Origin of the sequence: Actinokineospora sp. NBRC 105648 (genome assembly GCF_030269645.1) — a bacterium.
Taxonomy (GTDB): domain Bacteria; phylum Actinomycetota; class Actinomycetes; order Mycobacteriales; family Pseudonocardiaceae; genus Actinokineospora.
Genome location: NZ_BSTR01000002.1, coordinates 53,949 through 76,996 on the forward strand (window position 1 = coordinate 53,949; position 23,048 = coordinate 76,996).

The 23,048-nt window shown below is 74.3% G+C and carries 24 protein-coding genes; 5 read left to right on the top strand and 19 right to left on the bottom strand.

Going from position 1 to position 23,048, the window contains the following annotated elements; all coding sequences use genetic code 11:
* Window positions 1-3: 3 nt before the first annotated feature.
* The 4 genes from QSK30_RS01460 to QSK30_RS01475 form a co-directional block, all read right to left on the bottom strand.
* The gene (locus QSK30_RS01460) at window positions 4-1,668 is read right to left on the bottom strand and encodes a sensor histidine kinase (RefSeq protein WP_285498904.1); all 1,665 of its coding nucleotides are present in this window, start codon (window positions 1,666-1,668) and stop codon (window positions 4-6) included.
* Window positions 1,669-1,762: 94 nt separating this feature from the next.
* On the bottom strand, window positions 1,763-4,375 hold the full coding sequence (locus QSK30_RS01465) for a bifunctional acetate--CoA ligase family protein/GNAT family N-acetyltransferase (RefSeq protein ID WP_285498905.1): 2,613 nt from the start codon (window positions 4,373-4,375) through the stop codon (window positions 1,763-1,765).
* Window positions 4,365-5,234, bottom strand: coding sequence for a universal stress protein (locus tag QSK30_RS01470; RefSeq protein WP_285498906.1), 870 nt, complete (start codon window positions 5,232-5,234; stop codon window positions 4,365-4,367). The genes QSK30_RS01465 and QSK30_RS01470 overlap by 11 nt, the downstream gene beginning before the upstream one ends.
* Window positions 5,231-5,842 (bottom strand): CBS domain-containing protein, encoded by a 612-nt coding sequence (locus tag QSK30_RS01475; protein WP_285498907.1) that lies wholly within the window; start codon window positions 5,840-5,842, stop codon window positions 5,231-5,233. The genes QSK30_RS01470 and QSK30_RS01475 overlap by 4 nt, the downstream gene beginning before the upstream one ends.
* A 175-nt stretch (window positions 5,843-6,017) precedes the next feature.
* On the opposite strand from QSK30_RS01475, the gene QSK30_RS01480 reads away from it, so the two are divergent.
* Entirely contained in the window at window positions 6,018-6,719 is a 702-nt protein-coding gene (locus tag QSK30_RS01480; protein ID WP_285498908.1) for a CBS domain-containing protein, read from the top strand.
* Between the two features lie 69 nt (window positions 6,720-6,788).
* Here QSK30_RS01480 and QSK30_RS01485 read toward each other — a convergent pair whose 3' ends face one another.
* From QSK30_RS01485 to QSK30_RS01495, 3 genes are read right to left on the bottom strand one after another with little or no spacing between them, the layout of a single operon-like run.
* Window positions 6,789-7,682, bottom strand: a complete 894-nt coding sequence (locus QSK30_RS01485) for a universal stress protein (RefSeq protein ID WP_285498909.1) — start codon at window positions 7,680-7,682, stop codon at window positions 6,789-6,791.
* Window positions 7,679-8,671, bottom strand: a complete 993-nt coding sequence (locus tag QSK30_RS01490) for an Acg family FMN-binding oxidoreductase (RefSeq protein ID WP_285498910.1) — start codon at window positions 8,669-8,671, stop codon at window positions 7,679-7,681. Before QSK30_RS01490 ends, QSK30_RS01485 begins: the two co-directional genes overlap by 4 nt.
* Window positions 8,668-9,660, bottom strand: coding sequence for an Acg family FMN-binding oxidoreductase (locus QSK30_RS01495; RefSeq protein ID WP_285498911.1), 993 nt, complete (start codon window positions 9,658-9,660; stop codon window positions 8,668-8,670). Before QSK30_RS01495 ends, QSK30_RS01490 begins: the two co-directional genes overlap by 4 nt.
* Before the next feature lie 311 nt (window positions 9,661-9,971).
* Here QSK30_RS01495 and QSK30_RS36730 point away from each other — a divergent pair, with 311 nt between their 5' ends.
* Window positions 9,972-10,349: a hypothetical protein gene (locus tag QSK30_RS36730; RefSeq protein WP_352231537.1), complete on the top strand. Its 378-nt coding sequence runs from the start codon at window positions 9,972-9,974 to the stop codon at window positions 10,347-10,349.
* A gap of 216 nt (window positions 10,350-10,565) precedes the next feature.
* Window positions 10,566-11,009: a universal stress protein gene (locus tag QSK30_RS01505; protein WP_285498912.1), complete on the top strand. Its 444-nt coding sequence runs from the start codon at window positions 10,566-10,568 to the stop codon at window positions 11,007-11,009.
* Between the two features lie 75 nt (window positions 11,010-11,084).
* Here QSK30_RS01505 and QSK30_RS01510 read toward each other — a convergent pair whose 3' ends face one another.
* The 6 genes from QSK30_RS01510 to QSK30_RS01535 form a co-directional block, all read right to left on the bottom strand.
* Entirely contained in the window at window positions 11,085-11,459 is a 375-nt protein-coding gene (locus QSK30_RS01510; RefSeq protein ID WP_285498913.1) for a CBS domain-containing protein, read from the bottom strand.
* The gene (locus QSK30_RS01515; RefSeq protein ID WP_285498914.1) at window positions 11,456-11,665 is read right to left on the bottom strand and encodes a hypothetical protein; all 210 of its coding nucleotides are present in this window, start codon (window positions 11,663-11,665) and stop codon (window positions 11,456-11,458) included. The genes QSK30_RS01510 and QSK30_RS01515 overlap by 4 nt, the downstream gene beginning before the upstream one ends.
* A complete protein-coding gene (locus QSK30_RS01520) occupies window positions 11,662-12,087 on the bottom strand; it encodes a universal stress protein (protein WP_285498915.1) in 426 nt (141 codons plus the stop codon). The genes QSK30_RS01515 and QSK30_RS01520 overlap by 4 nt, the downstream gene beginning before the upstream one ends.
* Window positions 12,084-13,190 (bottom strand): acetate/propionate family kinase, encoded by a 1,107-nt coding sequence (locus QSK30_RS01525; RefSeq protein WP_285498916.1) that lies wholly within the window; start codon window positions 13,188-13,190, stop codon window positions 12,084-12,086. The genes QSK30_RS01520 and QSK30_RS01525 overlap by 4 nt, the downstream gene beginning before the upstream one ends.
* On the bottom strand, window positions 13,178-15,514 hold the full coding sequence (locus QSK30_RS01530) for a phosphoketolase family protein (protein WP_285498917.1): 2,337 nt from the start codon (window positions 15,512-15,514) through the stop codon (window positions 13,178-13,180). Before QSK30_RS01530 ends, QSK30_RS01525 begins: the two co-directional genes overlap by 13 nt.
* 385 nt (window positions 15,515-15,899) lie before the next feature.
* The gene (locus tag QSK30_RS01535; RefSeq protein ID WP_285498918.1) at window positions 15,900-16,643 is read right to left on the bottom strand and encodes an SDR family NAD(P)-dependent oxidoreductase; all 744 of its coding nucleotides are present in this window, start codon (window positions 16,641-16,643) and stop codon (window positions 15,900-15,902) included.
* A gap of 130 nt (window positions 16,644-16,773) precedes the next feature.
* On the opposite strand from QSK30_RS01535, the gene QSK30_RS01540 reads away from it, so the two are divergent.
* Entirely contained in the window at window positions 16,774-17,280 is a 507-nt protein-coding gene (locus tag QSK30_RS01540) for a flavodoxin domain-containing protein (RefSeq protein WP_285498919.1), read from the top strand.
* Window positions 17,281-17,352: 72 nt separating this feature from the next.
* Window positions 17,353-17,622, top strand: coding sequence for an ATP-binding cassette domain-containing protein (locus tag QSK30_RS37110; protein WP_502871776.1), 270 nt, complete (start codon window positions 17,353-17,355; stop codon window positions 17,620-17,622).
* Window positions 17,623-17,631: 9 nt separating this feature from the next.
* Here QSK30_RS37110 and QSK30_RS01550 read toward each other — a convergent pair whose 3' ends face one another.
* The 6 genes from QSK30_RS01550 to QSK30_RS01575 form a co-directional block, all read right to left on the bottom strand.
* A complete protein-coding gene (locus QSK30_RS01550) occupies window positions 17,632-18,345 on the bottom strand; it encodes an FAD:protein FMN transferase (RefSeq protein WP_285498920.1) in 714 nt (237 codons plus the stop codon).
* Window positions 18,342-18,821, bottom strand: a complete 480-nt coding sequence (locus QSK30_RS01555) for an FMN-binding protein (RefSeq protein WP_285498921.1) — start codon at window positions 18,819-18,821, stop codon at window positions 18,342-18,344. Before QSK30_RS01555 ends, QSK30_RS01550 begins: the two co-directional genes overlap by 4 nt.
* 14 nt (window positions 18,822-18,835) lie before the next feature.
* A complete protein-coding gene (locus QSK30_RS01560; RefSeq protein WP_285498922.1) occupies window positions 18,836-20,227 on the bottom strand; it encodes a ferredoxin reductase family protein in 1,392 nt (463 codons plus the stop codon).
* Between the two features lie 64 nt (window positions 20,228-20,291).
* A complete protein-coding gene (locus QSK30_RS01565) occupies window positions 20,292-21,647 on the bottom strand; it encodes a HAMP domain-containing sensor histidine kinase (RefSeq protein ID WP_285498923.1) in 1,356 nt (451 codons plus the stop codon).
* A complete protein-coding gene (locus QSK30_RS01570) occupies window positions 21,644-22,333 on the bottom strand; it encodes a response regulator transcription factor (protein ID WP_285498924.1) in 690 nt (229 codons plus the stop codon). The genes QSK30_RS01565 and QSK30_RS01570 overlap by 4 nt, the downstream gene beginning before the upstream one ends.
* A gap of 79 nt (window positions 22,334-22,412) precedes the next feature.
* Window positions 22,413-22,982: a DUF2231 domain-containing protein gene (locus QSK30_RS01575; RefSeq protein ID WP_285498925.1), complete on the bottom strand. Its 570-nt coding sequence runs from the start codon at window positions 22,980-22,982 to the stop codon at window positions 22,413-22,415.
* Window positions 22,983-23,048: the final 66 nt, after the last annotated feature.

Sequence of the window (23,048 nt, forward strand, 5' to 3'; positions counted from 1 at the left end):
TGATCAGCCGAGGGGGACCATCCAGCGCACCACGGTCCCCCCGCCGTCCCCCGGGCCTGTCTCGCACCTGCCGTGGCACTGGGTGGCTCGGCGGGCCATGTTGTCCAGGCCGCTACGGCGCCCCGGCTCACCCAGGCCGACCCCGTCGTCGCGCACCTCGACCAGCAGCGTGTCGCCCGCGGTCACCGCGACCGCGATCTCCTTGGCCCCGGAGTGGCGCACGGCGTTGCTCAGCGCCTCGCGCAGCACGGCGACGGCGTGCTCGCCGATCTCGGCGGGCACCAGGGTGTCGATCGCGCCGGACATCGCGACCGCGGGGGACACCGACGCCCCGGCGCCGATCTCGGCGACCACGTCGAGCATCCGACGGCGCAGGCTGCTCGACCCGTCGGCGGCCTGCAGGTCGAAGATCGAGGTCCGGATCTCCCGCACGGTCTGGTCGAGCTGCTCCACCGCCCTCTGCACGCGCGAGCGGACCTCCTCGTCGCTGATCCGGCGCAGGGTGCCCTGCAGGCTCATCCCGGTGGCGTAGAGGCGTTGGATCACGTGGTCGTGCAGGTCCTGGGCGATCCGGTCGCGGTCGGCGAGCACGTCGAGCAGCCGCTGCGAGCGCTGCTTCTCCGCCAGTTCCAGCGCCACGGCGGCCTGGCCCGCGAAGGAGGCCAGCATCGGCGCCTTGTCCGGGCCGAACGCCCGACCACCCTTCTCCCGCGCCGCCAGCAGCACCCCGCCCGCCATCCGCAGCGGCACGAGGACGGCGGGGCCGAGCGATCCGCAGCCCAGCTCCACGGCCAGGTCGGCGACCTCGCGGGCGTCCCCGGTGGCCAGGACCTCCTCGATCAGCGGCGCGAACGCGGCGACCTCCGGGTCGGAGAGGTGCTCACCCACCGACCCGGTCGCGGCGCCGACCCGCAGCAGGTCCCGGGTGGTCTCGTCGACCAGCAGGATCAACGCGCAGTCCGCCCTGGTCAGCTCCAACACGCGGCGGGAGATCAGGTCGAGCGTCTCCCCCTGCGACGCGCCCGCGAGCAGCTGGGTGTTCACCTCCGCCGCCGCCGTCAGCCACCGCTCGCGGTCGCGTGACCGCTCGAACAGCCGCGCGTTCTCGATCGCCACCCCGGCCGCGGCGGCCAACGCCTGCACCACCGCCTCGTCGTCGGCGGTGAACGGCCCGCCGCGCTTCTCGGTCAGATACAGGTTGCCGAACACCTCACCCCTGATCCGCACCGGCACACCGAGGAAACTGCCCATCGGCGGGTGGTTCGCCGGGAACCCCACCGACGCCGGGTGCTTCGCCAGGTCGAGCAGCCGGATCGGCTCCGGGTGCTCGATCAGCAGCCCCAGCAGACCGCGCCCCTCGGGCAGGTGCCCCATCCCGGCGCGGGTCCCGGCATCGATGCCCTCGTAGAGGAACCGGGACAACCCGCGGTGGCCCAACACGCCCAGCGCGCCGTAGCGGGCGTCGACCAGGTCGACCGCCGCCTGCACGATCCGCTGCAGCGTCGAGTCCAGCTCCAGCCCGGCGGCGACGGCCATCACCGCGTCGAGCAGGCCCTGCAGACTGTCCCGGGTGCGCATCAGCTCGCCGATGCGCTCGTGCAACTCCCGCAGCAGCTCGTCCAGTCGCAACCCGGCGATCAACCCGGTCGCCTTGCCCGCCTGCTCCACGCAGACCTCCCCGTTCTCGCCCGGCGACAGAAGGGTTGCACGGCAGGCAACCCGACGGACAGCCGTCACCCCGCGGATCACCTGCCGGAGGTGGTCACCCGCGCAGCGCCCGCCGCAGCGGATCGACCCGGCTGACCGGGGCGAGCCGCACGCGCGCGTCCACCGCGACGGCGTGCGTGTCGGTCACGATCAGGGGGTTGAGATCCAGCTCGGCGATCTCGGGGACCGCCTCGGCGAGGTGGGCGACCCGGCGCAGCACGGCATCGACCAGCGGATCGCCGCCCGACAGCTCGACGATGTCCACTTCGGACAGTGGGCAGAGCCGGGCTCCGTGCTCACCCGATTCGGCCCGCGTGCCCCCGGTGCCGCAGACGACCAGCGGGCCGAAGCGCTCGTCGCCGCGCACACCGATGAGCACCTCGGTGCCCGGGCCTGCCATCGGCTGGACGAAGACCCCGCGCAGCCGATCACCGAACCCGGCCCGCAGCGCGTCGACCGCGGTCTCGATGCCCCCGCGATCGGTCAACCCGAGCGCGACCCCGCCCGCCTCCCGCTTGTGCAGCAGGCCATCGGTCACGGCCTTGAGCGCCACCGGCCGCCCGGCGGTGATCAGGTCCGCCACGGCCGCCTCGACGGCGCCGCCGACGGGCACGACCCGACCCGCTTCCACCGGTACCCCCGCGGCGGCCAGCAGCGCCAAGCTCTGCCGCGGGTCGAGCCACCCGCCGTCCGGGTGGGCCGCGAGCACGCGGTCGACGGCTTCCCGGTCGAGGTCGACGACCGGGTGCGCCCGCGGTCGCGGCTGGTCGAGCCAGGCCCGGCGCCGTGCGGCGTGGGCGAGGGCGCGCACCGCCGCGTGCGGCTCGGCGTACACCGGCACGGCGGGTTCGCCCTCGTGCCCGCAGGCCGCCTGCCCGCCGAGCCTGACCAGCAGGAGCGGCTTGCCGGACCGGTGGGCCACTTCGGCCATGCGCAGGGCACCGGGTGCGGGGTCGCCGAGGGCGGTCGGCACGCACAGCGCGATGACGGCGTCCACGGAGTCGTCGCGCAGGACGTGGGCCACCGCGTGGGCCAGCACGTCGGCGCCGACGGTCGCGGTCGTGTCGACCGGGTTGGCGACCGCGGCGTTGAGCGGAAGGCCACCGCGCAGCGCGCGCAGGGTCTGCTCGGCCAGGTCGGGCACGGTGAGGCCGTACCGGGCGCAGGCGTCGGCGGCCAGCACACCCGCACCGCCCGCGTTGGTGACGATGGCCGTCCTCGGTCCGGCGGGCAGCGGCTGGGTGGTCAGCAGGGCCAACGCCTCGACCGCCTCGTTGACGCTGTCGACAGCGGTGAGGCCCGCGTGGCGGTAGAGCGCGTCCAGGGTGACCGCCGGGGTGGCCAGCGCGGCGGTGTGCGACCCGGCGGCCCGGCTGCCCGCCGCGGAGACACCCGCGCGCACCACCACGACCGGCTTGGCCGCGCTGAGGGTCTGGGCCAGGCGGGCGAAGCGCCGCGGGTTGCCGAAGGACTCCAGGTGGACCAGCACGGCGGTAGTCGCCGGGTCGGCGGTCCACCAGTGCAGCAGGTCGTTGCCGGAGACGTCGACCTTGTCGCCCGCGGACACCAGGGTCGACACTCCGGTGCCCGCGAGCCCCAGCCCGGCGGCGAGGGCGATGGCGACGCCACCGGACTGGGTGAGCACGCCGATCCCACCCGCGGGCACCGGCTCGGCGGCGAACGTCGCGTCCAAGCGGATGTCGGGAGCGGTGTTGGCGATCCCGAGGCAGTTCGGCCCGACCATGCGCATCCCGTGGGCGCGCACCAGGTCCCTGGCCCGGGCCGCGAGTTCGCCGGTCACCCCCGAGGTGATCACCAGGACCGCGCGCACCCCGCGCGCGGCGCACTCGGCCAGCACCGGCAGCACCACGGTGGCGGGCACGCACACCACGGCCAGGTCCGGCGCCTCGGCCAGCATCTCGACCGAGGACACGCAGGGCACGCCCAGGATCGACAGCGCGTGCGGGTTCACCGCGCTCAGGGTCCCGGTGAACCCGGCCCGGATGATGTTGCGCAGGACGGCGTGTCCCACCGAGCCGGCCGTGCGGCCCGCGCCGATCACCGCGACCGAGCGCGGGCGCAGGACGGGGGTGAGGCTCGCCAGGTCGGCCGAGCGCTCCCGGGCGTCGACGGCGGCGCGGTAGCGCTCGCCCGGGTCGAGGGCGATCGTCACGTGCACCACCTCGTCGTCGCGTTCGCAGCGGACCGGCAGGCCCAGGTCGGTGAGCACGCGCAGCATCCGGCCGTTCTCGGCGAGCACGTCCGCGGTCAGCACCGCGATCCCCGCCGAACGCGCCCTGGACACGAGCGCCTCGATGAGCAGGGTGCCGACGCCGTGGGCCTGTGCGTCGTGCGCGACAGCCACCGCGAGCTCCGCGGTCGCGGGTCGCTCGGACGCCGCGTAGCCCGCGGTACCGATCAGCAGGTCGCCCCTGAACGCCCCCAGCACCGGGTGGGCGGTGTTCGCACCGTCCAGGACGCTGTCGGCGTAGCGCTCGGCGTTGACCCGGCCGGGGGTGAAGAACCTCAGGTACTGGTCCCTCGGGGGCAGGCTCTCGTGCAACCGCTCGAGCTGGTCGTGATCGCCCGGCACCAGGTCGCGGATGCGCACGGTGGCACCGTCGTCGTCCAGCGACCACTGAGCGGTGCGCACGGCGTCAGTCCGCATCGGCGCGCACCACCGCGACGGGGCACGGCGAGTGCCGGATCAGCGCCTGGCTCGTGGAACCGAGCACCAGTCCGGTGAAGCCGCCCCGGCCGCGCGAGCCGACGACGACCAGCGCGGCGTCGGCGGCCTGCTCCAGCAGCAACCGGGTCGGACGGGCGCGGGCCACGACCAAGTGGACCGGGACCTCGGGGAACTTGACCCGCCAGGGCGCGACTCGGGCCGTCAGCAGGGCGTCGGCGTTCTTCGCCAGCAGTCCCCAGTCCAGTGCGGCGTACCCGGCCGTGTAGGCGGCGTCGAGGACCGTGTCAGTCCAGGCGTGCGCGGCGACGACGGCGCCGCCTGTGGCGGCGGCGTGCTCGAAGGCGAAGGCGAGCGCGGGGTCGTCGGTCGTGCCGCCGTCGACACCGACCACGACGCGCGATCCCGTGGCTTCGCCGCGCACCACCACGACCGGGCAGGAGCCGTGCGCGGCCAAGGCCACCGCGGTCGAGCCGAGCAGCATCCCGGCGAACCCGCCCAGGCCACGCGAACCGAGCACCAGCACCGCCGCGTCCTGGCTCGCGGTGCGCAGGTTCGCCACGACGTCGCCCTCCAGCGCGGTGGTCCGCACCAGCAGGTCCGGCGCTGATTCCCCGGTCGTCTCCACCGTCTCGCGCAGCGTCGCCTCGGCCTGTCCCCGCAGGGCCGCCAACAACTGCGAGCCGGTGGCGATGGTGTCGGGGTAGCCGGTGACCGGCCACGGGTAGACCGTGACGACGTGCAGCCAGGTGCTCCGGCGCCGGGCCTCGGCCGCGGCCCAGACCACTGCCTCGCGGGCCGACTCGGAGCCGTCGACGGCCACCAGGACCGGGGTGCTCATACCGCGTTCTCCGGTTCACTGTGGACGTTCGCGTGCACCACGCCGGGGACGGCCTCGGCCAGCACCTTGGCGACGTGCCGGTCGGCCGCCTCGTCGTACCGGTCGGTGATCTCGGCGGTGCCGCCCGCTACCCGCACCGTCCACCGGCCCGGGCCGCCGATGAGGGCCAGCCGCCTGCGCAGGTCGGTGGCCACCTCGTTGTCGGGGCGGGCCAGGACCCGCACGAGGTCGCGCCGGGTCACCACGCCCACCAGGCGCGATCCGTCCACGATCGGCACGCAGCGGCGCCGGTCGGCGATCATGACCCGGGCGAGCACGGCGGCGTCGGTGCCCGCGCTCATCGCGACCGCCGGTGTGGTCATGACCTCCGCGACCGTGGCGGGCAGGGGCCGGTCGGCGTCATCGGCGTCCGTGCGGAACCGCGGGTCGGTGGGGAACCGGTCGCGCAGGACGTCGGCCTCGGTGACGACCCCGACCAGCCGGTCGTCCTCGTCCACCACCGGCAGCGCCGTGTAGCCCTTGCCCGCCAACAGCTCCGCGGCCCGTTTGACCGGTGTGCCCGGTCGCACCGTCAGCACCGGCGCCGACATGACATCTCGCGCTCGCATCGGGGTCTCCTCCCGCTGGTTGTCGCCACCGACGCTAGGACCCGGGCGGGCTCAGCACCGCCGCACGAGGTCCCGGGTCGACCGGGACCTTGGCCGCGCGCACCGGGTACTCCGGCAGCGTCGGCGCCCGCCCGCGCGTGGCTACGGGCGGGGCGCCACGACCGGGACGAACACGATGCGGCACAAGACGATCGAGACGGTGATGACCCGCGAGCCCACGACCGCGGCGGTGGACACGGGCTTCGCCGAACTGGTCCGCGTGATGGCGGAGCGCGCGGTCAGCGCGCTGCCCGTGGTCGACGCCGACGGTCACCTGCTGGGCGTGGTGTCGGAGGCGGACCTGCTGGCCGAGGAGAGCGTCCACGAGCGGCCGCACACCGCCGCGGCGCCGCTGCACCGGCACGCCGAGCGCCTGCGGTCCCGCGGAACCAAGGCGGGGGAGCTGATGAGCGCGCCCGCGGTGACGGTCCTGCCCGAGGCCACCTTCGCCCACGCCGCCCGCCTGATGACCGACCACCGGGTCAAGCGGCTCCCCGTCATCGACACGCACGGGAAGCTGGTCGGCGTCCTGAGCCGGTCCGACATCCTGCGCGGCTTCCTGCGCGGCGACGACGAGATCGCCCGCGAGGTCGCGTCCGAGGTCTTCTTCCGCGTACTCGGGATCAGCGCCGTGGGGGTGGAGATCCAGGTCGCCCACGGCGTCGTGGCCCTGAGCGGCCAGGTGGAGCGGCGCAGTTGGCTACCGGTGGTGGACGCCCTGACCCGCCGGGTGGAGGGTGTCGATGTCCACCACGGACTCGACTACGGCTGGGACGACACCGCCGTACGCACCCCGGACGCGATGACCGTCGACATCACCCGCGAACCCCGGATGTGAGCACGAGGAAGCCGCGCCAATGGTTGGTGCGGTGTGTCGCACTCCGGCACCCCGCACCAACCGTCGCGCCTACTCGGTTTCGGCGGGTACCACCACAACCGGGCAGTTCCCGTGGTGGACCAGGGCCTGGCTGGTGGACCCCAGTCCCATGCCCGCGAACGGGTGGTGCGACCGGGAGCCGACCACCAGCAGGCGTGCTCGAGCGGCGTGGGCGAGCAGTGCGCGCACCGGTCGGTCGCGTTCGACCACCTTGGTGACCGCGACGTCGGGGTACTTCTCCTGCCAGCCCGCCATCCGCTCGTCGAGCACGCGGCGTTCGTCGGCGGCGAGCGCCTCGAAGTCGACGATCATCGGGACGGCGGTCCACAGGCCCTCGTACGCGACATCGCTCCAGGTGTGCACGGCGACGAGGGGGACGCGGTGCAGGGAGGCCTCCTCGAAGGCCAGGGCGACGGCCGCCTCGCTGGTCGGTGAGCCGTCCACGCCCACGACGACGGGGGAGTCCTCGGCCGGGGTGTCGCCGCGGACGACCACGACCGGGCACGGCGCGTGCGCGGTCACCCCCGCGGACACCGATCCGAGCAGCACGCTGCGGAACCCGCCGAGGCCCCGGCTCCCGGTGACCAGCAGCTTCGCGCCGCGCGCGGCGTCGAGGAGCACCTCGACCGCTTCGCCGACGCGCAGGTCCTGCTGGATGTCCAGGCCCAGCCGGGTGCGCCCGGCCAACGCCTCGGCCTCGCGCAGCGAGTGCCTGCCGTGGTCGGACAACGCGTCGAGGTAGTCGGCCTGGACCCGCGGTTCGGTGGGGAAGCGGATGGGCGGCGGGACGCAGGCGTGGACCAGCCGCAGGGGCAGGTTGTGCGCGGACGCCTCGCACGCCGCCCACCGCACCGCCGCCAGGGCGGAGTCGGAGCCGTCGACCGCGACGACGACCGGCGGGCGGACCGGGCTCGGTGTGCTCATGGTGTGGTCTCCTGTTCACGGGTTCGGACGAGGTCGTCGAGCGGTCGGCGCGCGCTCGGGGTGGTCGTCTCGGTGGGGTGGCCCAGCCGCAGCAGGGCCTGGGGGTAGCCGGCTAGTTCGAGGTGCTCGATCAGGCCTGCCCGGGACTCGGCCACGTGCAGCGGCTGGGTCAGCACCGAGGCGGCCAGGCAGGCGGCGGTGGCGGCGAGCCAGATCTGCTCCATGGCCATCCCGGCGTGCAGGTGGTCGCCGCGCCCGTCGCCCGCGGTGGTCACGATGAGGTAGGTCTCGGCGGCCACCCGGCGGGTGAGGACCTCGTCGTCGGGGATCGGGGTGTGCCGGTCCACCAGCCCGGCCCACGGCAGCGACCGGTGTTCGGCGACCGGGGACAGGCCGTCACCCGAGGCCGGGCCGCTGCCCGGTGCGGTCCAGGCGGCGAGCTCGCGCTGGTAGGCGCGGTCGTGGCGGAGGACGGACGCGCTGTGCACCAGGACGTGCGCGAGTTCCGCCGCGGCCGCGCCGTCGACGACCCGGGCGGACACCCCCGGCACGTCGACGCCGTGCGCGAGACCGCGCACCACCTCCGGTGCCAGGGACTCGGCGGTGAACTGGGCGCGGTGGCTGTGCCGGGACTTGATCGCCCGGTACGCCGCGAGCTCGGTGTCGGTCGGTTCGAGCCGCTCGCCGGGCCGTACCCGTGCGACCTCGTTGGGCCGCACCGGGTCGGGGAACCGGCTCCACGGCGCCGTCCAGCCCAGCCGGCGCACGGCCAGCCGGAGATTGGTCACCGCCGCACCGCAGGACAGCAGCCGGTCCCGGCCAAGCGGGTCGTGCCGGGGCAGTGCGATGTCGGCGCGTTCGAGCACCGAAGCCGAGCGGCCGTGCAGCTCCAACAGCCACGGTTGGCTGTTGTGCACCGACGGTGCCCGGCTCATCGCCGCGGCGAGTACCGCGACCTCGGCCTGGGTCCACCGTCGCGCGTCGGTCACCGCCCCGCCCCCGCCCACCCGGTGTCGGCGAGCACGGTGGTGACGTCCTCGAGTGGACGCCGCGGTGTCGGGGCTCCGGGATAGCCGAACCCGATGCGCAGCACGACGTGCACGGCGCCGCCCATGACGGCGCTCAGGACGCGGCGCACCGCGGGGACCTCGACCGGCTGGGACAGGAACGACACCGCGAGCCCGGCGGCGCCGGCCACCAGCAGCACGCGCTGCATGGCCTGGCCCGCCGCGACGTGGTCGCCGACGGTGTCGCCGACGGTGGTCAGCACCGCGATCAGCGGCTGCCGCTCGAACGCCACGTGCCGCCCACCCGGGTCGAAGTCCCGCAGGGCGATCAGTCCGTCGGGGGACGGTGCCCGGCCCAGCGCCGAGGCGGGCAGTCCGTCCGGGCGACCTTCTCCGGCCAGCCAGGAGCCCACCTCGGCCCGGAAGGCGCTGTCCTGGCTCTGGACGTGGTCGGCCCGGCGGATGAGGTCCGCCACCGGGCCGAGCAGTTCGGGGCGGTCGACGAGGTGCAGGCGGGTTCCCTCCTCGGCGGCCGCGCGGACCAGCGCGGCCCGCGTCGAGGCGGGCACCGGCTGGTCGAGGAAGGGCCTGCGGTTGGTGTGCCTGCGCTCGATGGCGGGTGCGAGGGTGCGCTCGTCGACCGTCGGGCGGTGCCGCGCGGTGGTGGTCACCGTGGCGAGCAGGTCCTGGTCCGCGCGGTCGGGTAGTACCGCGACCGTGGTCCGGCGGCCCGCCGCCCCCAGGGCGAGCCGGAGGTTGAACAGCGCCGCCCCGCAGGACAGCCGCGCCTCGTGGGCGTCGGGGTCGGCGACCGGCAGCACGCGGGTGCGGTCGAGCCGGACGTCGACCCGGTCGGGGCGCACCTCGAAGCGCCACGGCTGGGTGTTGTGCGGCGAGGGCGCCCGGGTCGCGGCCAGCAGCGCCCGCCGGAGCACGGGGTCGACCCGGGTGGAGGTCGGTGTGGTGGTCATGGCGGGTCCTTTCCGTTCCCCACCGAGCCTGCCCGGTGGCGGTGCGGGCGGGCACCGGCTCGCGGCCCCAGTGCGCAGGGACCAAGGTCCCGCACGAGGGGTCCCCGAGCGTCCACTGTGGATCGTTCAGTTCGTCCCGGTGCGACAGGGTCTTCGGTCGGTGTCGGAACGCCCCCGGCGGCGCGATGGTGGGAATCGGCACGCGACCACAAGGAGCCGTGCGATGCCCGATCGCCCCTACCCGGTGCGGGTCACCGGTGTGCTGGAGAAGCCCGACCGCGGACTGTGGCTGGTCAAGTGGCCGCTGCTGGGTGCCGCACTACCTGGTCGTCGGCCTGCTCGTCGGCGGCGGCGCGTGGACGGCGGGCCGGGACGACTCGCACGGCTTCCACTGGGCGGCGGGCGGTCTCGTCGGCCTGCTCGTCCTGGTCGCCGGGGTGGTCCGGCTGTTCACCGGCGGTCTCCAGCACGGGGTACGCGGTCACCACCGACCGCCTCGCGCTGCGGTCCGATGTGGACTGGACGGCCGTCGCCGGGGTGCTCGGCCGGACGAGGGGCACGGCCGACGTGGTCGGGACCGCGCCATCCGGCCCCCGGGTGACGAGCGCTTCTGGACCGACTGGGCCACCGGCTCCGGCGAGCAGTGGATCACCTGGTCACCGCCGGGGGCGAGTGGACGGTGCTCGTGATGAACGCCGACGCGGGTCAGGCCGTCGGAGTCCGCGCGCCGGTCGGGGCCACCCTGCCCGCGGTGCCCTGGATCGCCACCGGCCTGCTGGTCGCGGGCGCCCGGCGATGGCGGGCGGCCCGGCCATCGTCATCAGCGCCGTCCGCCGCGCCTCGGCGCGGTCGGCGGCACCGGCTCGGACCACCCGAGTCGAGACCTCGCACGGAGAGGAACGGACATGATCACTCCACGGCACATCGTCGTCGGGTTCGACGACTCACCGCGGAGCCGGAGCGCCCTGCGGTGGGCTCTCGTCGAGGCCGAGGCCACAGGTGCGGAGGTATCGATCGTGCGCGTGCTGGCACCGCGGGTGGCCTTCGTCCCCGCGGCCCCGATGGCCCCGCAACCGTACGGCGGCCCGCCCCGGACCCGGCCGGACCATGTCGACGACCTGGCCCACGAGGTCGCTGAGCTCGCGGACTCCCTCGGCTGCCCCGCGCCCGCGATCGCCCAGGTCGAGGGCCGCACCGGCCGGGTCCTGGCCGAGGCGGCGGCGGGCGCGGACCTGATCGCGATCGGGGCGCACCACTCGCCCGCCTACCTCGCCTCCGGTGTCGGCGCGTTCGCCGCCGACTGCCTGCGGCACGCCCGCTGCCCGGTCGTGATCGTCCCGGACTGGTGACCGGCGGCCCACGACAGCGTGACGGCAGGTTGCCCCGAGGAGCGTTGTCCGCGGGGCAACCTGCATCGGTGCCGGTCAGGTGGCCAGGAAGCGCACCAGGTCGGTGGCGGTCAGGATGCCCTCGATGCGGCTCCCGTCGAGCACCAGCACGACGTCGCTGCCCGCCGCGACCATCGCCGCGGCGGCCTCCCGCATCCCCGCGGACAGCGGCACGGCGGGTGCCAGGGGCCGCATCAGGGTCTCGACCAGGGTGCTGCCACTCCCGGTCGCCCAGGCGTGCCACAGCAGGTCGGACTCGTGGACCACACCGACGCACGAGCCGTCGACGATGACCGGGAGGTGCCGCACGGCCATCCCCGCCATGAGCCGCAGTGCGACCTCCGACGAGGCCGCGGGCACGATCCCGGTCACCTGGTCCCGCATGACCGCCCGCACACCGGGCGCGGTCACGCCGACCGACCGGGCAGGTGGGCCCCGACGTCGGCGAGGAGTCGGACAGCGAGCCGGCGGTTCCCCGCCGCGCGATCGGCTCCGGTGGGCGGTTCTGGCTCGTCGCTCGCGTTCAGGCCGAGCATGTCCAGCAGGTCGCGCAGATCGGTGGCGTCGTGGGCGGCCGCGGCGACGACGCGGACCGCCCGGTCGTGCTCGGCGGTCACAGCAGTGGGCCCGGGGTGAGGAACTGATCGTGCGTCTCCTGCTCGGCCATCGCGGCGGGTACCACCACGACCGGGCACGGCGAGTGCCGGACGCAGTAGGCGCTCACCGAGCCCAGCAGGGCCGAGGTGACCCGGCCTATGCCGTGGCTGCCCACGACGAGCAGTTCCGAGTTGCCCGCCAAGCGCACCAATTCGACGCCGGGGGCACCCGTGATGTCGCGGTGCCACAAGAGGACGTCAGGGTTGGCTTCGGCCACGACGTGGATCTGCGCACGCAGCGATCGCAGTTCCGGGTCGTCGGCTTGGTGCACGGTGACCACCTGGACGCGCAGCTCGCGCCTGCGCGCCTCCCCCACCGCCCAGTCGAGCGCCGCTTGGGCCACCGGTGAGCCGTCGAAGCCGACGGTGATGTGTTCGGTCATGACGTCCTCCTGTCCCCGGCCGATGCCATCGCCGGGTCGTGGACTTGGCGAGCCATTTCGAGTTCTTCCCTGGCGCGGATGGTGAGTACCGCGGCGGCGGGGGGCGCGGTGACGACCTCGTCGTCCGCGGCGAACTCGGCGTCGCCGTCAGCGAGGCCGAGGTGGTGCAATGCCGCCAGGACCTCCGCGCGCAGCCCCGGGTTGTGCTCGGCCACCCCGCCGGTGAACACGAGAGCGTCGAGGCCGTCCAGCGATACCCTGGCCGCGGCGATCTCCCGGGCGATCCGGTGGGTGTAGACCGCGAGCGCGGTGCGGGCGGGTGCGTCGCCGCGGGCGCGGGCCGCGAGCAGCGTGTGCACATCACCGTCCGATCCGGACAGTCCGGCCAGCCCGGACCGGCGGGTGAGCAGGTCGTCCACCTCGGTCGGACCTCGGCCGGCGCGCAGCAGCGCCAGCACGACCTCCGGGTCGAGCGATCCGCTGCGCGTGTTGCCGGGGACGCCCTCGAGCGGGCTGTACCCCATGGAGGTGTCCGCGCTGCGACCGCGGTCGACGGCGGTGATCGAGACCCCGGAGCCGATGTGCGCCACGACCAACCGGAGTTCGTCCACCGCGCGCCCGAGCAGTCGAGCGGCACGGCGAACCGCGTACGCGACCGACAAGCCGTGGAACCCGTGTCGGCGGATTCCCAGCTCCCGTGCCAGCGCGGCGGGCACCGGGACCGCCCGCGCCCGCTCGGGAAGCCCACTGTGGAACGAAGTGTCGTAGCAGCCGAACAGCGGCACGTCCGGCAACAGCCCGGCCGCGGCGGTCGCCAGCCGGAGTCCCGCGGGCTGGTGCAACGGCGCGAGATCGGAGAACACCGCCAGCGCCGCGAGTTCGGCCCCCGTCAGCCTGGTGGGTCCGCGACGGTCGCCGCCGTGCACGATCCGCACTGCCGCCACATCGATCCCTACCCGCTTGGTGAACTCCGCCAGCGGGTCGACGCTGCCGTCCCACCTGTCGACGGTGCGCCGCTCGGTCACCTCATCGCCGTCGACGACGGCAAGCTTGAGGCTGGACGAACCGGGGTTGACGGTGAGGACCCGGGTCACCGCGACCACGTCCAGTCCCGGATCTCGGGCAGGTCGTCACCGGTGCGGCGGATGTGGGCGGAGTGCCGGGCGAGTCGACCCAGCAGGTCTTGGCGCAGGTGCCCGATCCGGTCGGCGAGGCGGGGTACGCGTTCGAGCGCGGCGAGCGCGAGGTGGAAGCGGTCGATCTCGTTGAGCACGCACATGTCGAACGGCGTCGTGGTGGTGCCGTTCTCCTGGAAGCCGTGCACGTGCAGGTCGTCGTGCCCGGGCCGGTCGTAGGTCAGCTGGTGGATGAGCCACGGGTAGCCGTGGAAGGCGAAGATGACCGGCTTGTCGGTGAAGATCTCCGCGAACGTGCGGTCGGTGGTCCCGTGCGGGTGGCGCTCCGGGCTGAACAGCCGGGCGAGGTCGACGACGTTGACCACCCGCACCCGCAGGTCGGGCACCAGCTCGCGGAGCACGCCGACGGCGGCCAGTGTCTCCTGGGTCGGCACGTCGCCCGCGCACGCCAGCACGACGTCGGTGCCGCCGTCCTGGTCGGTGCTCGCCCAGTCCCACACGCCGAGCCCCTGGGCGCAGTGCGCCGCCGCCTCGTCGCCGGTGAGGTACTGGGCGACGGGCTGCTTGCCGGAGACGATCACGTTGACCAGGCCGTGCCCGCGCAGGCAGTGGTCGGCCACGTGCAGCAGGCAGTTCGCGTCCGGCGGCAGGTAGACCCGGCTCACCTCCGGGCGCTTGGACAGCACGTGGTCGACGAACCCGGGATCCTGGTGCGACGCCCCGTTGTGGTCCTGGCGCCACACGTGCGAGGTGAGCAGGTAGTTCAGGCTGGGGATCGGCCGCCGCCACGGTATCGAGGCGGCGGTGTGCAGCCACTTCGCGTGCTGGGCGACCATCGAGTCCACCACGTGCGCGAACGCCTCGTAGGTGGAGAACAGGCCGTGCCTGCCGGTGAGCAGGTAGCCCTCCAGCCAGCCCTGGCACAGGTGCTCGGAGAGCACCTCGAAGACCCGGCCATCGGCGGCCAGGTGGTCGTCGCCCGGTTCGGTCGGCAGGCCCCAGCGGCGGCCCGTCACCGCGAAGACGGCGTCGAGCCGGTTGGAGGCGTGCTCGTCCGGGGAGAAGAACAGCAGGTTCCGCGCCTCGGCGTTGAGCGCCATGGCGTCGCGCAGGTACCCGCCGAGCACCCGCGTCGCCTCGGCCCGGACGGCGCCGGGAGCGGGCACCTCGACGGTGTGCGCGCCGACCTCGGGCAGGCGCAGCTCGCGCTGGACCTGGCCGTGCGCGATCGGGTTGGCGCTCATCCGCAGGTCACCGCCCGGGTGCAGACAGCCCACGAGCCGGGTGGGGGAGCCGTCGGACTCGAACAGCTCCTCGGGGCGGTAGCCGCGCAGCCAGGTCTCCAGCGCGGCCAGCCGGTGCGGGTCGGTGCGCACGTCGGTGAGCGGGACCTGGTGCGAACGCCAGGTCCCCTCGACCGGCAGACCGTCCACAGTGGCCGGTCCGGTCCAGCCCTTGGGGGTGCGCAGCACGACCACCGGCCTGCCGCCGTCGGCGATCCGCAAGACGCAGTCGTCCAGCGCCGCGGCGTAGGCCTCGTGCACCTCCACGGGGTGGCTGCCCGCGACCTCGACCGGCTGCCACCCGAAGGAGGCCAGCATCGCGTGCAGGTCCGCGGCGGGCACCCGGGACCACAGCGCGGGGTTGGCGATCTTGTAGCCGTTGAGGTGCAGGATCGGCAGCACCGCGCCGTCGCGGCGCGGGTGCAGGAACCGGGGCGCGTGCCAGCTGGTGGCCAGCGGTCCGGTCTCGGCTTCGCCGTCACCGACGACGCACGCCACGAGGAGACCGGGGTTGTCGAGGGCGGCGCCGGTCGCGTGGGCCAGGGAGTAGCCGAGCTCGCCGCCCTCGTGGATGGACCCGGGCAGGTGCGCCGACGCGTGGCTGGGCACGCCGCCGGGGAAGGAGAACTGGCGGAACAGCCGCCACATCCCGTCGAGGTCTTGGCCGACCCCGGGGTGCAGTTCGGAGTAGGTGCCCTCCAACCACGCCGCGGCGTTGAGCGCGGCGGCGCCGTGCCCGGGGCCCGCGACGAACAGCGCGGGCATCCGCTCGCGCGTGATCACCCGGTTCAGGTGGGCGTAGGTGAGGGTGAGGCCGGGCACCGTCCCCCAGTGCCCCAGCAGTCTCGGCTTGACGTGCTCGGGTCGCAGCGGCTCGGTGAGCAACGGGTTGTCCATGAGGTAGATCTGGCCCGCGGCCAGGTAGTTCGCCGCCCGCCACCAGGCGTCAAGGCGGTCGAGCGCACCACCGCGACTGGCTACGTCGAGTCGGAGCGGACTGGCGGTCATCGGGACTCCTCGGATCGGGGCATGACTCGATCCTCTCGACACGGCGCCGCCGCGGGCAGCGGCCGCCGGCCCGTCCCGGGCGGGACCTTCGACCCGTGCGGCCCGGGTCCGCCGGAGGGACGGCGACCGGGCGGGGCGGGTCCACCCGGAAACCGGAACGCCCGCACCCCACCGTGGTGGGCGCGCGTCACTCGACCGGTGCGCGCCCTGGGGCCACCCGTGGACAGCAGGCGCACCGCCAGATCGCGGGCCGGCCGGACGGCCGACGCGATCCGCTGTCGACGGCCTGCCACCTCGCCTGGTCGACGCCTGGTCGACCCCTGGCCGACGCCTGGTCGACGGCGTCCCGGTCAGCGGGCGAGCCGCCGCCTCCGCCGCCCGTCGATCACCGGTCGACCGACCGCGCGCCGACACCGGCCAGCGCCCCGCCGTCCACCAGGAATTCCCCGCCGGTCGAGTAGGTGGCCGCCGCGGCGGACAGCACTATCTCCGCCACCTCCTCGGGCCTGCCGAACCGGGCGATCGGCTGCCCCTGGACGGCGGAGTCGGCGAAGCCGTCGGTCATCGGCGTGCGGATCGGGCCCGGGTGCACCGAGCTGACCCTGATCCCGTCCCCGGCCAACTCCAGCGCGGCGGTCTTGGTCAGGCCGCGCAGGCCCCACTTGCTCGCCACGTAGGCACCCAGGCCCGGGTAGCCGGTGAGCCCGGCGGTCGAGGAGATGTTGACGATCGCCCCGCCACCCGCGGCCCGCAGCGACGGCGCCGCCGCTCGCATGCCCAGCCACGGTCCCATCAAGTTGACGTCCAGGACGTGCTGGAACGCCTTGGGCTGCTGGGCCTCCATCGGACCCATCTCCAGCACGCCCGCGTTGTTGACCAACAGCCCGATGTGCCCCATCGCCGCCTCCACGGCGGCGACCGCGTTCCGCCAGTCCTCCTCGGACGCGACGTCGAGGTGGGTGTAGCCGATGTGGGACCCGAGCGAGCCGGCCACCGCCCGCCCCTCCTCGTCGAGCACGTCGGTGATCATCACCCACGCCCCCTCGGCGACCAGCGCCGCGGCCACCGCCGCGCCGATCCCGCGTGCGCCGCCGGTGACGAGTGCGACCTTGCCCTCGAACCTGTCCATGACGTTCCTCCACTTCGTCGGTGTGCCACCAGCCTGTGCACCGCCGAGTCGCCCGGGCAGTGCCCAAGGTCCGTGCTCGGCGGGAGCAACGGCACTGCCGGTGCCGGGTCGGAGGGCGCACAGTCCTCACATGACTCGAGTGCTGGTCACCTACGCGAGCAAGATGGGCGCCACCAAGGAGATCGCCGACGTGATCGGTGCGGAACTGGTGGCCCGGGAGTTGACCGTCGATGTCGTGGCCGTCGGCGCGGTGCGGAGCCTGCGCGACTACGACGCGGTCGTGCTGGGCTCGGCGGTCTACGCGGGCCGGTGGCTGCGCCCGGCCGGCCGGTTCGTCCACGCCCACGCGGACGAGCTCGAACGGCGCGAAGTCTGGCTCTTCGAGAGCGGCTGGGTGGGCAAGCGACCGGTGGCTGTCACCGCCACCCGCGGTGGCCGCGCCCGCGCGGCGAAGATCGGCGCGGCGGTGCCGACCGTGTTCGGCGGCAGGCTGGACCCGGCCCTGGCCAAGGGTTTCCTCGACCGCGCACTCGCCAGGCGCATGCCGGGCGACGCCCGCGACTGGGACCGGATCCGTTCCTGGGCGCAGCGGATCGCGGTCGCGGCACACCGGTCGGCGGACTCACACGGGGACTGACCCGGTCATCGAGACCCCCGGACTGGGCAAGGACCACGGTCGTCGACGGGCCGTGCGCCGAGTGGACCGCGCGTGCGCGCGGAGGTGTTCGGACTCCTGGGGCCCAACGGCGCGGGGAAGACCACGATCCTGCGGATGCTCGTCGACCTCATCCGCCCGACGGCGGGCCGCTTTCGGGTGCTGGGCCGCGACCTCGCCCATTCGCCCCTCGCGTTCACGGCCCCCGGCGACGCGCTGACCAACGCCTTACCGGTCCTCGGCACGGCTGCCCTGCTCGCGGTGATCGCCCCGGGGACCACCGCCGCCACCACAGCCCTCCGCCGCCGCGATCCGGACACCTGACGCCGCCGCTCACACGGCCACGGTGATCTCGTACTCCGGTGCCCGTCGCCGGAGCCAGGCCTCGGCACCGGGGCCGTGGGCGAAGGCCGCGGTGGCGTAGACGTCGGCCCACAGCGGTGACGGGCCGGACACGGTCACCGACAGCAGGCCGGTGGCGGGCGCACCACTGCGCGGGTCGACGATGTGCGCGCCGCGGGCGGCGGTGCCCGACGTCGCGACCGCGCCGGTCCGGACCGTCCGAACGCCGAGCTGGGCGCCGCGGTCTCGGGGGTCCTCGATGCCCACCCGCCACGCGGGTCGCGACGGCGCGGCGACGTGCAGGGCGATGTCGCCCCCGGCGTTGAGGCAGTGGTCGACGTCGCCCAGGGCGTGCAGCGTGGCCGCGGCGCGCTCGACCGCCCAGCCCTTCACCAGACCGGACGGGTCGAAACCACCGGGGAGCAGCCAGGGGTCGAACAGCCCATCCGTACGGTCCCGGGCCTCCCGGCACAGCCCGAGCACGTCCCGGACCAGCGGGTGACGAGAGGGTTCGCCCCGGCGGATCGCGCTGACCTCGCTGTCATCGCGGTAGGTGCTGAACAGGCGGTCCACGTCGCGCAGGACGGCGAACACGCCCTCGGCCGCGGCGGCCAGGCCCGGGTCCTCGCGGACACCGGGGCCGCGCAGGTGCAGGCTGACCGGCATGCCCATGACCTGCTCCACCCAGGCGCGACGCCCGGTCACCGGTGGGCCGCGTCGATCGCGGACTGCAACGACCCGATGTAGCCCTCGGAGGTGTAGGTGGCGCCGCTGACGGTGTCTATCCCGGCGCTCTGCGCCTGCAGGGTCTCGCGCACCAGCACGGGCACGGCGGCGTTGTTGATCTGGACGTCACGGCGGCTCTCGCTGGGCACCCGCAGCGCCTGGGCACTGGTGATCCGCCCACCGGACAGCGTGATCCGGACCTGCACCGGACCGTAGCGGGTGTCGACCGCGCCACCGTCGTACGTGCCGCTCACACCGGCACCCGGCGTCCCGGGGGGAGCGGTGGTGCCCGGGGACGCCGCGCCCGGCGCGGGGTTCGGCACCGCCGTGCCGACGGGCACCCGCTGCCGCGTCCCGGCGGCGGCGAGCGCGTCCGGCCGGGTGCTGGTGCGGTAGCTGAACAACAGCACGACGGCCGAGACAGTGGCCGCGAAGACCAGGGCGATCCTGCGCATTAGTCGTTCCTCCCCTACCAGGCGAAACTCTCGGTGTGGAGCCTGCCGCGGGCGACACCTGCGGCCCGCGCGGCGGCGATCACGGCGGCGGTCCACGCCGCGGGGCCGCACACGTAGACGTCGTGTTCGGCGATGTCGGGGACCAGGTGCCGCATGACGTGCGCGTCCGGGGCGCCTCCGTACCGGTCCGGCAGCCAGGACACCCGGTCACGGGGCCGCGGGCCGTGCAGGTAGGCCAGGCGGACGCCGCGCCGTGCCGCGATCGCGTCGAGTTCGCGGCTGAACACGGCGTCGGCGGCCGAGCCGGCGCGGTAGAGGAGCACCGCCTCGCCGTGCCGGTAGGGCATCGCCTCCAGCAGCGCCCGCAGCGGTGTGATGCCGACCCCGGCCGCGATCAGCGTGATCTTCGGACCGGCGCGTACCGAGCCGAGCCTGCCGTACGGGCCTTCGACGAGCGCTCGGGTGCCAGGACGCAGCCGGGCGAGCCGAGCGCTGCCGTCGCCCAGGTCCTTCGCCGTGATCCGCAGCCCGGTGCCGTCCGGCGCGACTGAGAGCGAGAAGGGGTGCCCGCGGCTGGCCCCGGGGCCGTCGAGGAACCGCCACACGAAGAACTGGCCCGCCGCCACCGGGAGCCGCCCGAGGTCCCGCCCGCGCAGGTACACCGACACCACGCCCGCGCCCTCACCGACCACGCGGTCGACGACCAGCCGGTGCCGCAGGTTCCGACCCACGGGCACAACGACCCGCCACAGCAGCAGCGCCCCGGCGGCCAGCGCGTAAGCCGTCCACCAGAACGCGGTCGCGACGGGTGAGGCGGTGAAGTCCGCGCCGGTCCACAGCTGGTGCGGCAGCGCCAGTCCGACACCGAGGTAGGCGTAGAGGTGCAGCAGGTGCCAGGACTCGTACCGCAGCTTCCGGCGGGCGGCCCGCACCGAGGTCACCGCCACGACGAGGAGGGCCACCGTCCCGGCCCCGGCCAGCAGCATCCCGGGATAGGTGGTGAGCAGCTCCCACCCCTCGCGCAGGAGACCACTGTGGTCGGTGGCCGCGTAGCCGAGGCTGATCAGGGTGATGTGCGCGAGCACCAGCGTCACCGAGCCGGACCCCACCAGCCGGTGGCGGCGGGCGAGTTCGTCCTGTCCGTAAGCGCGTTCCGCCCACGGGATGCGGGCCATCAGCAGCACCTGGAGCAGCAGCAGGTCCGCCGACACCAGACCGGTCAGCCTGCCCAGGGAGGTCAGCGGGTCGGTCGAGAGGTCCTGCACGCCCCGGCCGGACACCCACAGCGCCACCACGGACAGCACGCTCAGCCAGACCACCAGGCCGCAGGCGTCGCGCCACCACCCCCGGGCCGGAGCCGGGTGTCTCGGCTCGAGCGAGGGGGAAGCGCGGAGGGTGGCGGTCAACAGCGGCTCCTGGGTCGGTTGCCGCAACACTGCGCTCGCCGGGTGAGAGGCGGGCGTGGTGTGGTTAAGAGTCCGGTGAGAGCCGGTCGTCTGCCACCGTGAAGCCCACCACGGCGCCACCGCCGGGCCGGGCCGCCACGACGACGTCGCCGCCATGGGTCAGCGCGACCTGCCGCACGATCGCCAGCCCCAGCCCCGACCCGGGCAGGGCGCGTGCGGTCTCGGCGCGGTAGAAGCGGTCGAACACGTGCGCCCGGTCCGCCTCGGTGATCCCGGGCCCCCGGTCGCGCACCTCGACGCGGGCACCGCGCAACACGGCGTCGATGGGTCCGGTGGGGGCGAATTTGACCGCGTTCTCCAGCAGGTTCGTCACCGCCCGTTCGAGCGAGCGGGCCGACCCGAGCACGGACACCGCTTCGGCGTCGACCTCGATCTCCCGCCCGGACCGGCGCCGAACCCCTCGCGCGGCACGCGCCACGACCGCGGCCAGGTCCACCGGCGCCACCGGTTCCGCCTCGTTGCGGCGAGTCGCCAGCTCCACGAGTTCGTCCACCAGGTGCGACAACTCGCGGGTCTCGCCGTCGACGTCGGCGAGCAGCCGCTCCCGCGCGCCGGGGGTGAGTTCGCCGAAGCGGCGCAGGACCCGGGCGTTGGTGCGCAGGCTGGTCAGCGGTGTCCGCAACTCGTGTGCCGCGTCCTGGACCAGCCGTTCCTGGTCCTCCCGAGAGGTGGCGAGCCTGCTGAGCATCGCGTCGAACGACATGGCGAGCCTGCCCACCTCGTCGCGGCCGTGGATGGGCACCTCGACGTCGAGACTGCCGCTGGCGCTGACCTGTTCGGCCAGCCCGGTCAACCGCACCAGCCTGCGCGTGACGCGGCGGGCGATGAACCAGCCCGCCGCCGCGGCCACCACCAGCACGAGCGCGCTGACCAGCGTGATCCGGGTGGCCAGGGAGGACAACACGTGCCGCGTCTCGTCGACGTCGACGGCCAGCTGGAGGGCACCCCCGTGCGGGTGCTGCGCGACGGTGACCACCCGGTAGTCGTCGCGGCCCGCAGTGACGTCGTGGAAGAGGTGGTCGCCGAGCCCGCCGCGCCTGGCGAGGGCGAGTTCGTCCGGGGTGGTCGACAGGGTGACCAGGCGTCCCCCGACCCGCCGGACGCTCCCGTCGGGGCCGATCATCTGGGCGACCATCGGCTGCGCCTCGTCGTGGTCGTCGTCCGATCCGGCGATCGCGGTGTTGGGCGCGAGCACCGCGGTCGCCCCCGCTGTGATCTCCGCCGCCGTGGTGAGCAGCGTTCGGTCGAGTTCGTCGTGCACCCGGTCGGCCGCGGTCCGGTAGCTGAGCACGCCGACCAGCACCGCGACCACGGCGCCGACAGCCGCGAACGCCAGTGCGAGCCGTGCCGCCAGGTTCACCTCGACCGCGCCGAGTAGCCGACGCCGCGCACGGTGTGGATCAGCTCGACGGCTCCCGCCCGGTCGAGCTTGCGGCGCAGGTAGCCGATGTAGACGGCGAGGTTCTTCGACTCCGCGCCGAACTCGTAGCCCCAGATCCGCTGGTAGATCGTTGCCCGGTCCAGCACGATCCCGGTGTTGCGGACGAGCAGCTCCAGCAGGTCGAACTCGGTCTTGGACAGGGTGATCTCCGTGTCGAGCCACCAGACCCGCCGGGCCCCGGGGTCGACCGTCAGCCGGTCCAGGCGCAGCCGCTGGGCCGGACCGCCTGCGGCGTCGGGCGCGGCGCGGCGCAGCAGCGCGCGCAACCGGGCCAGCAGTTCGTCCAGCTCGAACGGCTTGGGCAGGTAGTCGTCCGCCCCCGCGTCGAGCCCGGCCACCCGATCGGAGGTCTCCACCCGCGCGGTGAGCATCAGGATCGGCGTGCCGTCCCCGTCGGCACGCAGCACCCGGCACACGGCCAAGCCGTCCACGCCGGGCATCATCACGTCCAGGATCAGCACGTCGAACCGCTCCTGCCGGGCTGTGGCCAGCGCGTCGATCCCGTCACCCACCTCGACGACCTGGTAGCCCTCCAGCTCCAGCGCTCGGAGCAGCGACTCCCGGATCGCCCGGTCGTCGTCGGCGACCAGCACTCTGCACGGCATCGCACCATGATGCCGTCAAGCTGACCTCCCGGCCGGGCTGGACCGCTCGCACGTCCACTCCGGGTTCCGGCCACCCCGCCTAGCGCCCGCCCGGGGGTGCGGGCTCGGTGCTGAACTGGTCCTGCCACGTGGCGCGCGCACCCGAGTCACCGATGCGGTAGACCTGGTAGCAGGCTCCACCGGCGGCGAGCACGGCGAGGACCGCGATCACCGTGGTGACCGGCCGGGAGGCGGGTGCCAGGAACGCTCGGCGGCCCACGGACTTCGCCGCGGGGGCGACCTTCGGCGAATCGTCCGCATCGGACGCGGCGGGTCGTGCCGCGGCGGTGCTCTCGCGCTGGCGCCACCAGACGACCAGAGCGAGGACCGCCACCGGGATGGCGACGTACAGAGCCGTGTCGCCGAGTTCGGTGTGGGCCTGGAGCAGCGATGAGCGGGTGACGCGCCGTTCGAGCCATTCGCCCGCGTCGGTGGTGATCGGGACCAGGATCAGTGCGAACGCCGCCAAGAGCGCGTTGGGCCCGGCGAGCGCGCGCCGCGCTTTCCCCCAGGCAACGCAGAGGACCAGCAGCAGCGCGCTCAACGGCAGCAGCACGACGATCGCGTGCACGAGCAGGATGTGGGCAGGCAGGCCGTTGAGAGTGCTCATGGACTTCCTTCGCGGCAGGGTCTTGACGTCGCTGATCACCGTTGCGCAATCGGGTGAGCGCTCGAT

Coding starts and splice junctions, on each gene's coding strand:
- QSK30_RS01555 (WP_285498921.1), bottom strand. CDS start 18,821: ATGCGCAGGATCGCCCTGGTCTTCGCGGCCACTGTCTCGGCCGTCGTG.
- QSK30_RS01570 (WP_285498924.1), bottom strand. CDS start 22,333: ATGCCGTGCAGAGTGCTGGTCGCCGACGACGACCGGGCGATCCGGGAG.
- QSK30_RS01495 (WP_285498911.1), bottom strand. CDS start 9,660: ATGACCACCACACCGACCTCCACCCGGGTCGACCCCGTGCTCCGGCGG.
- QSK30_RS01520 (WP_285498915.1), bottom strand. CDS start 12,087: ATGACCGAACACATCACCGTCGGCTTCGACGGCTCACCGGTGGCCCAA.
- QSK30_RS01535 (WP_285498918.1), bottom strand. CDS start 16,643: ATGGACAGGTTCGAGGGCAAGGTCGCACTCGTCACCGGCGGCGCACGC.
- QSK30_RS01530 (WP_285498917.1), bottom strand. CDS start 15,514: ATGACCGCCAGTCCGCTCCGACTCGACGTAGCCAGTCGCGGTGGTGCG.
- QSK30_RS01480 (WP_285498908.1), top strand. CDS start 6,018: ATGCGGCACAAGACGATCGAGACGGTGATGACCCGCGAGCCCACGACC.
- QSK30_RS01470 (WP_285498906.1), bottom strand. CDS start 5,234: ATGAGCACCCCGGTCCTGGTGGCCGTCGACGGCTCCGAGTCGGCCCGC.
- QSK30_RS01505 (WP_285498912.1), top strand. CDS start 10,566: ATGATCACTCCACGGCACATCGTCGTCGGGTTCGACGACTCACCGCGG.
- QSK30_RS01540 (WP_285498919.1), top strand. CDS start 16,774: ATGACTCGAGTGCTGGTCACCTACGCGAGCAAGATGGGCGCCACCAAG.
- QSK30_RS01575 (WP_285498925.1), bottom strand. CDS start 22,982: ATGAGCACTCTCAACGGCCTGCCTGCCCACATCCTGCTCGTGCACGCG.
- QSK30_RS01465 (WP_285498905.1), bottom strand. CDS start 4,375: ATGCGGACTGACGCCGTGCGCACCGCTCAGTGGTCGCTGGACGACGAC.
- QSK30_RS01475 (WP_285498907.1), bottom strand. CDS start 5,842: ATGCGAGCGCGAGATGTCATGTCGGCGCCGGTGCTGACGGTGCGACCG.
- QSK30_RS01485 (WP_285498909.1), bottom strand. CDS start 7,682: ATGAGCACACCGAGCCCGGTCCGCCCGCCGGTCGTCGTCGCGGTCGAC.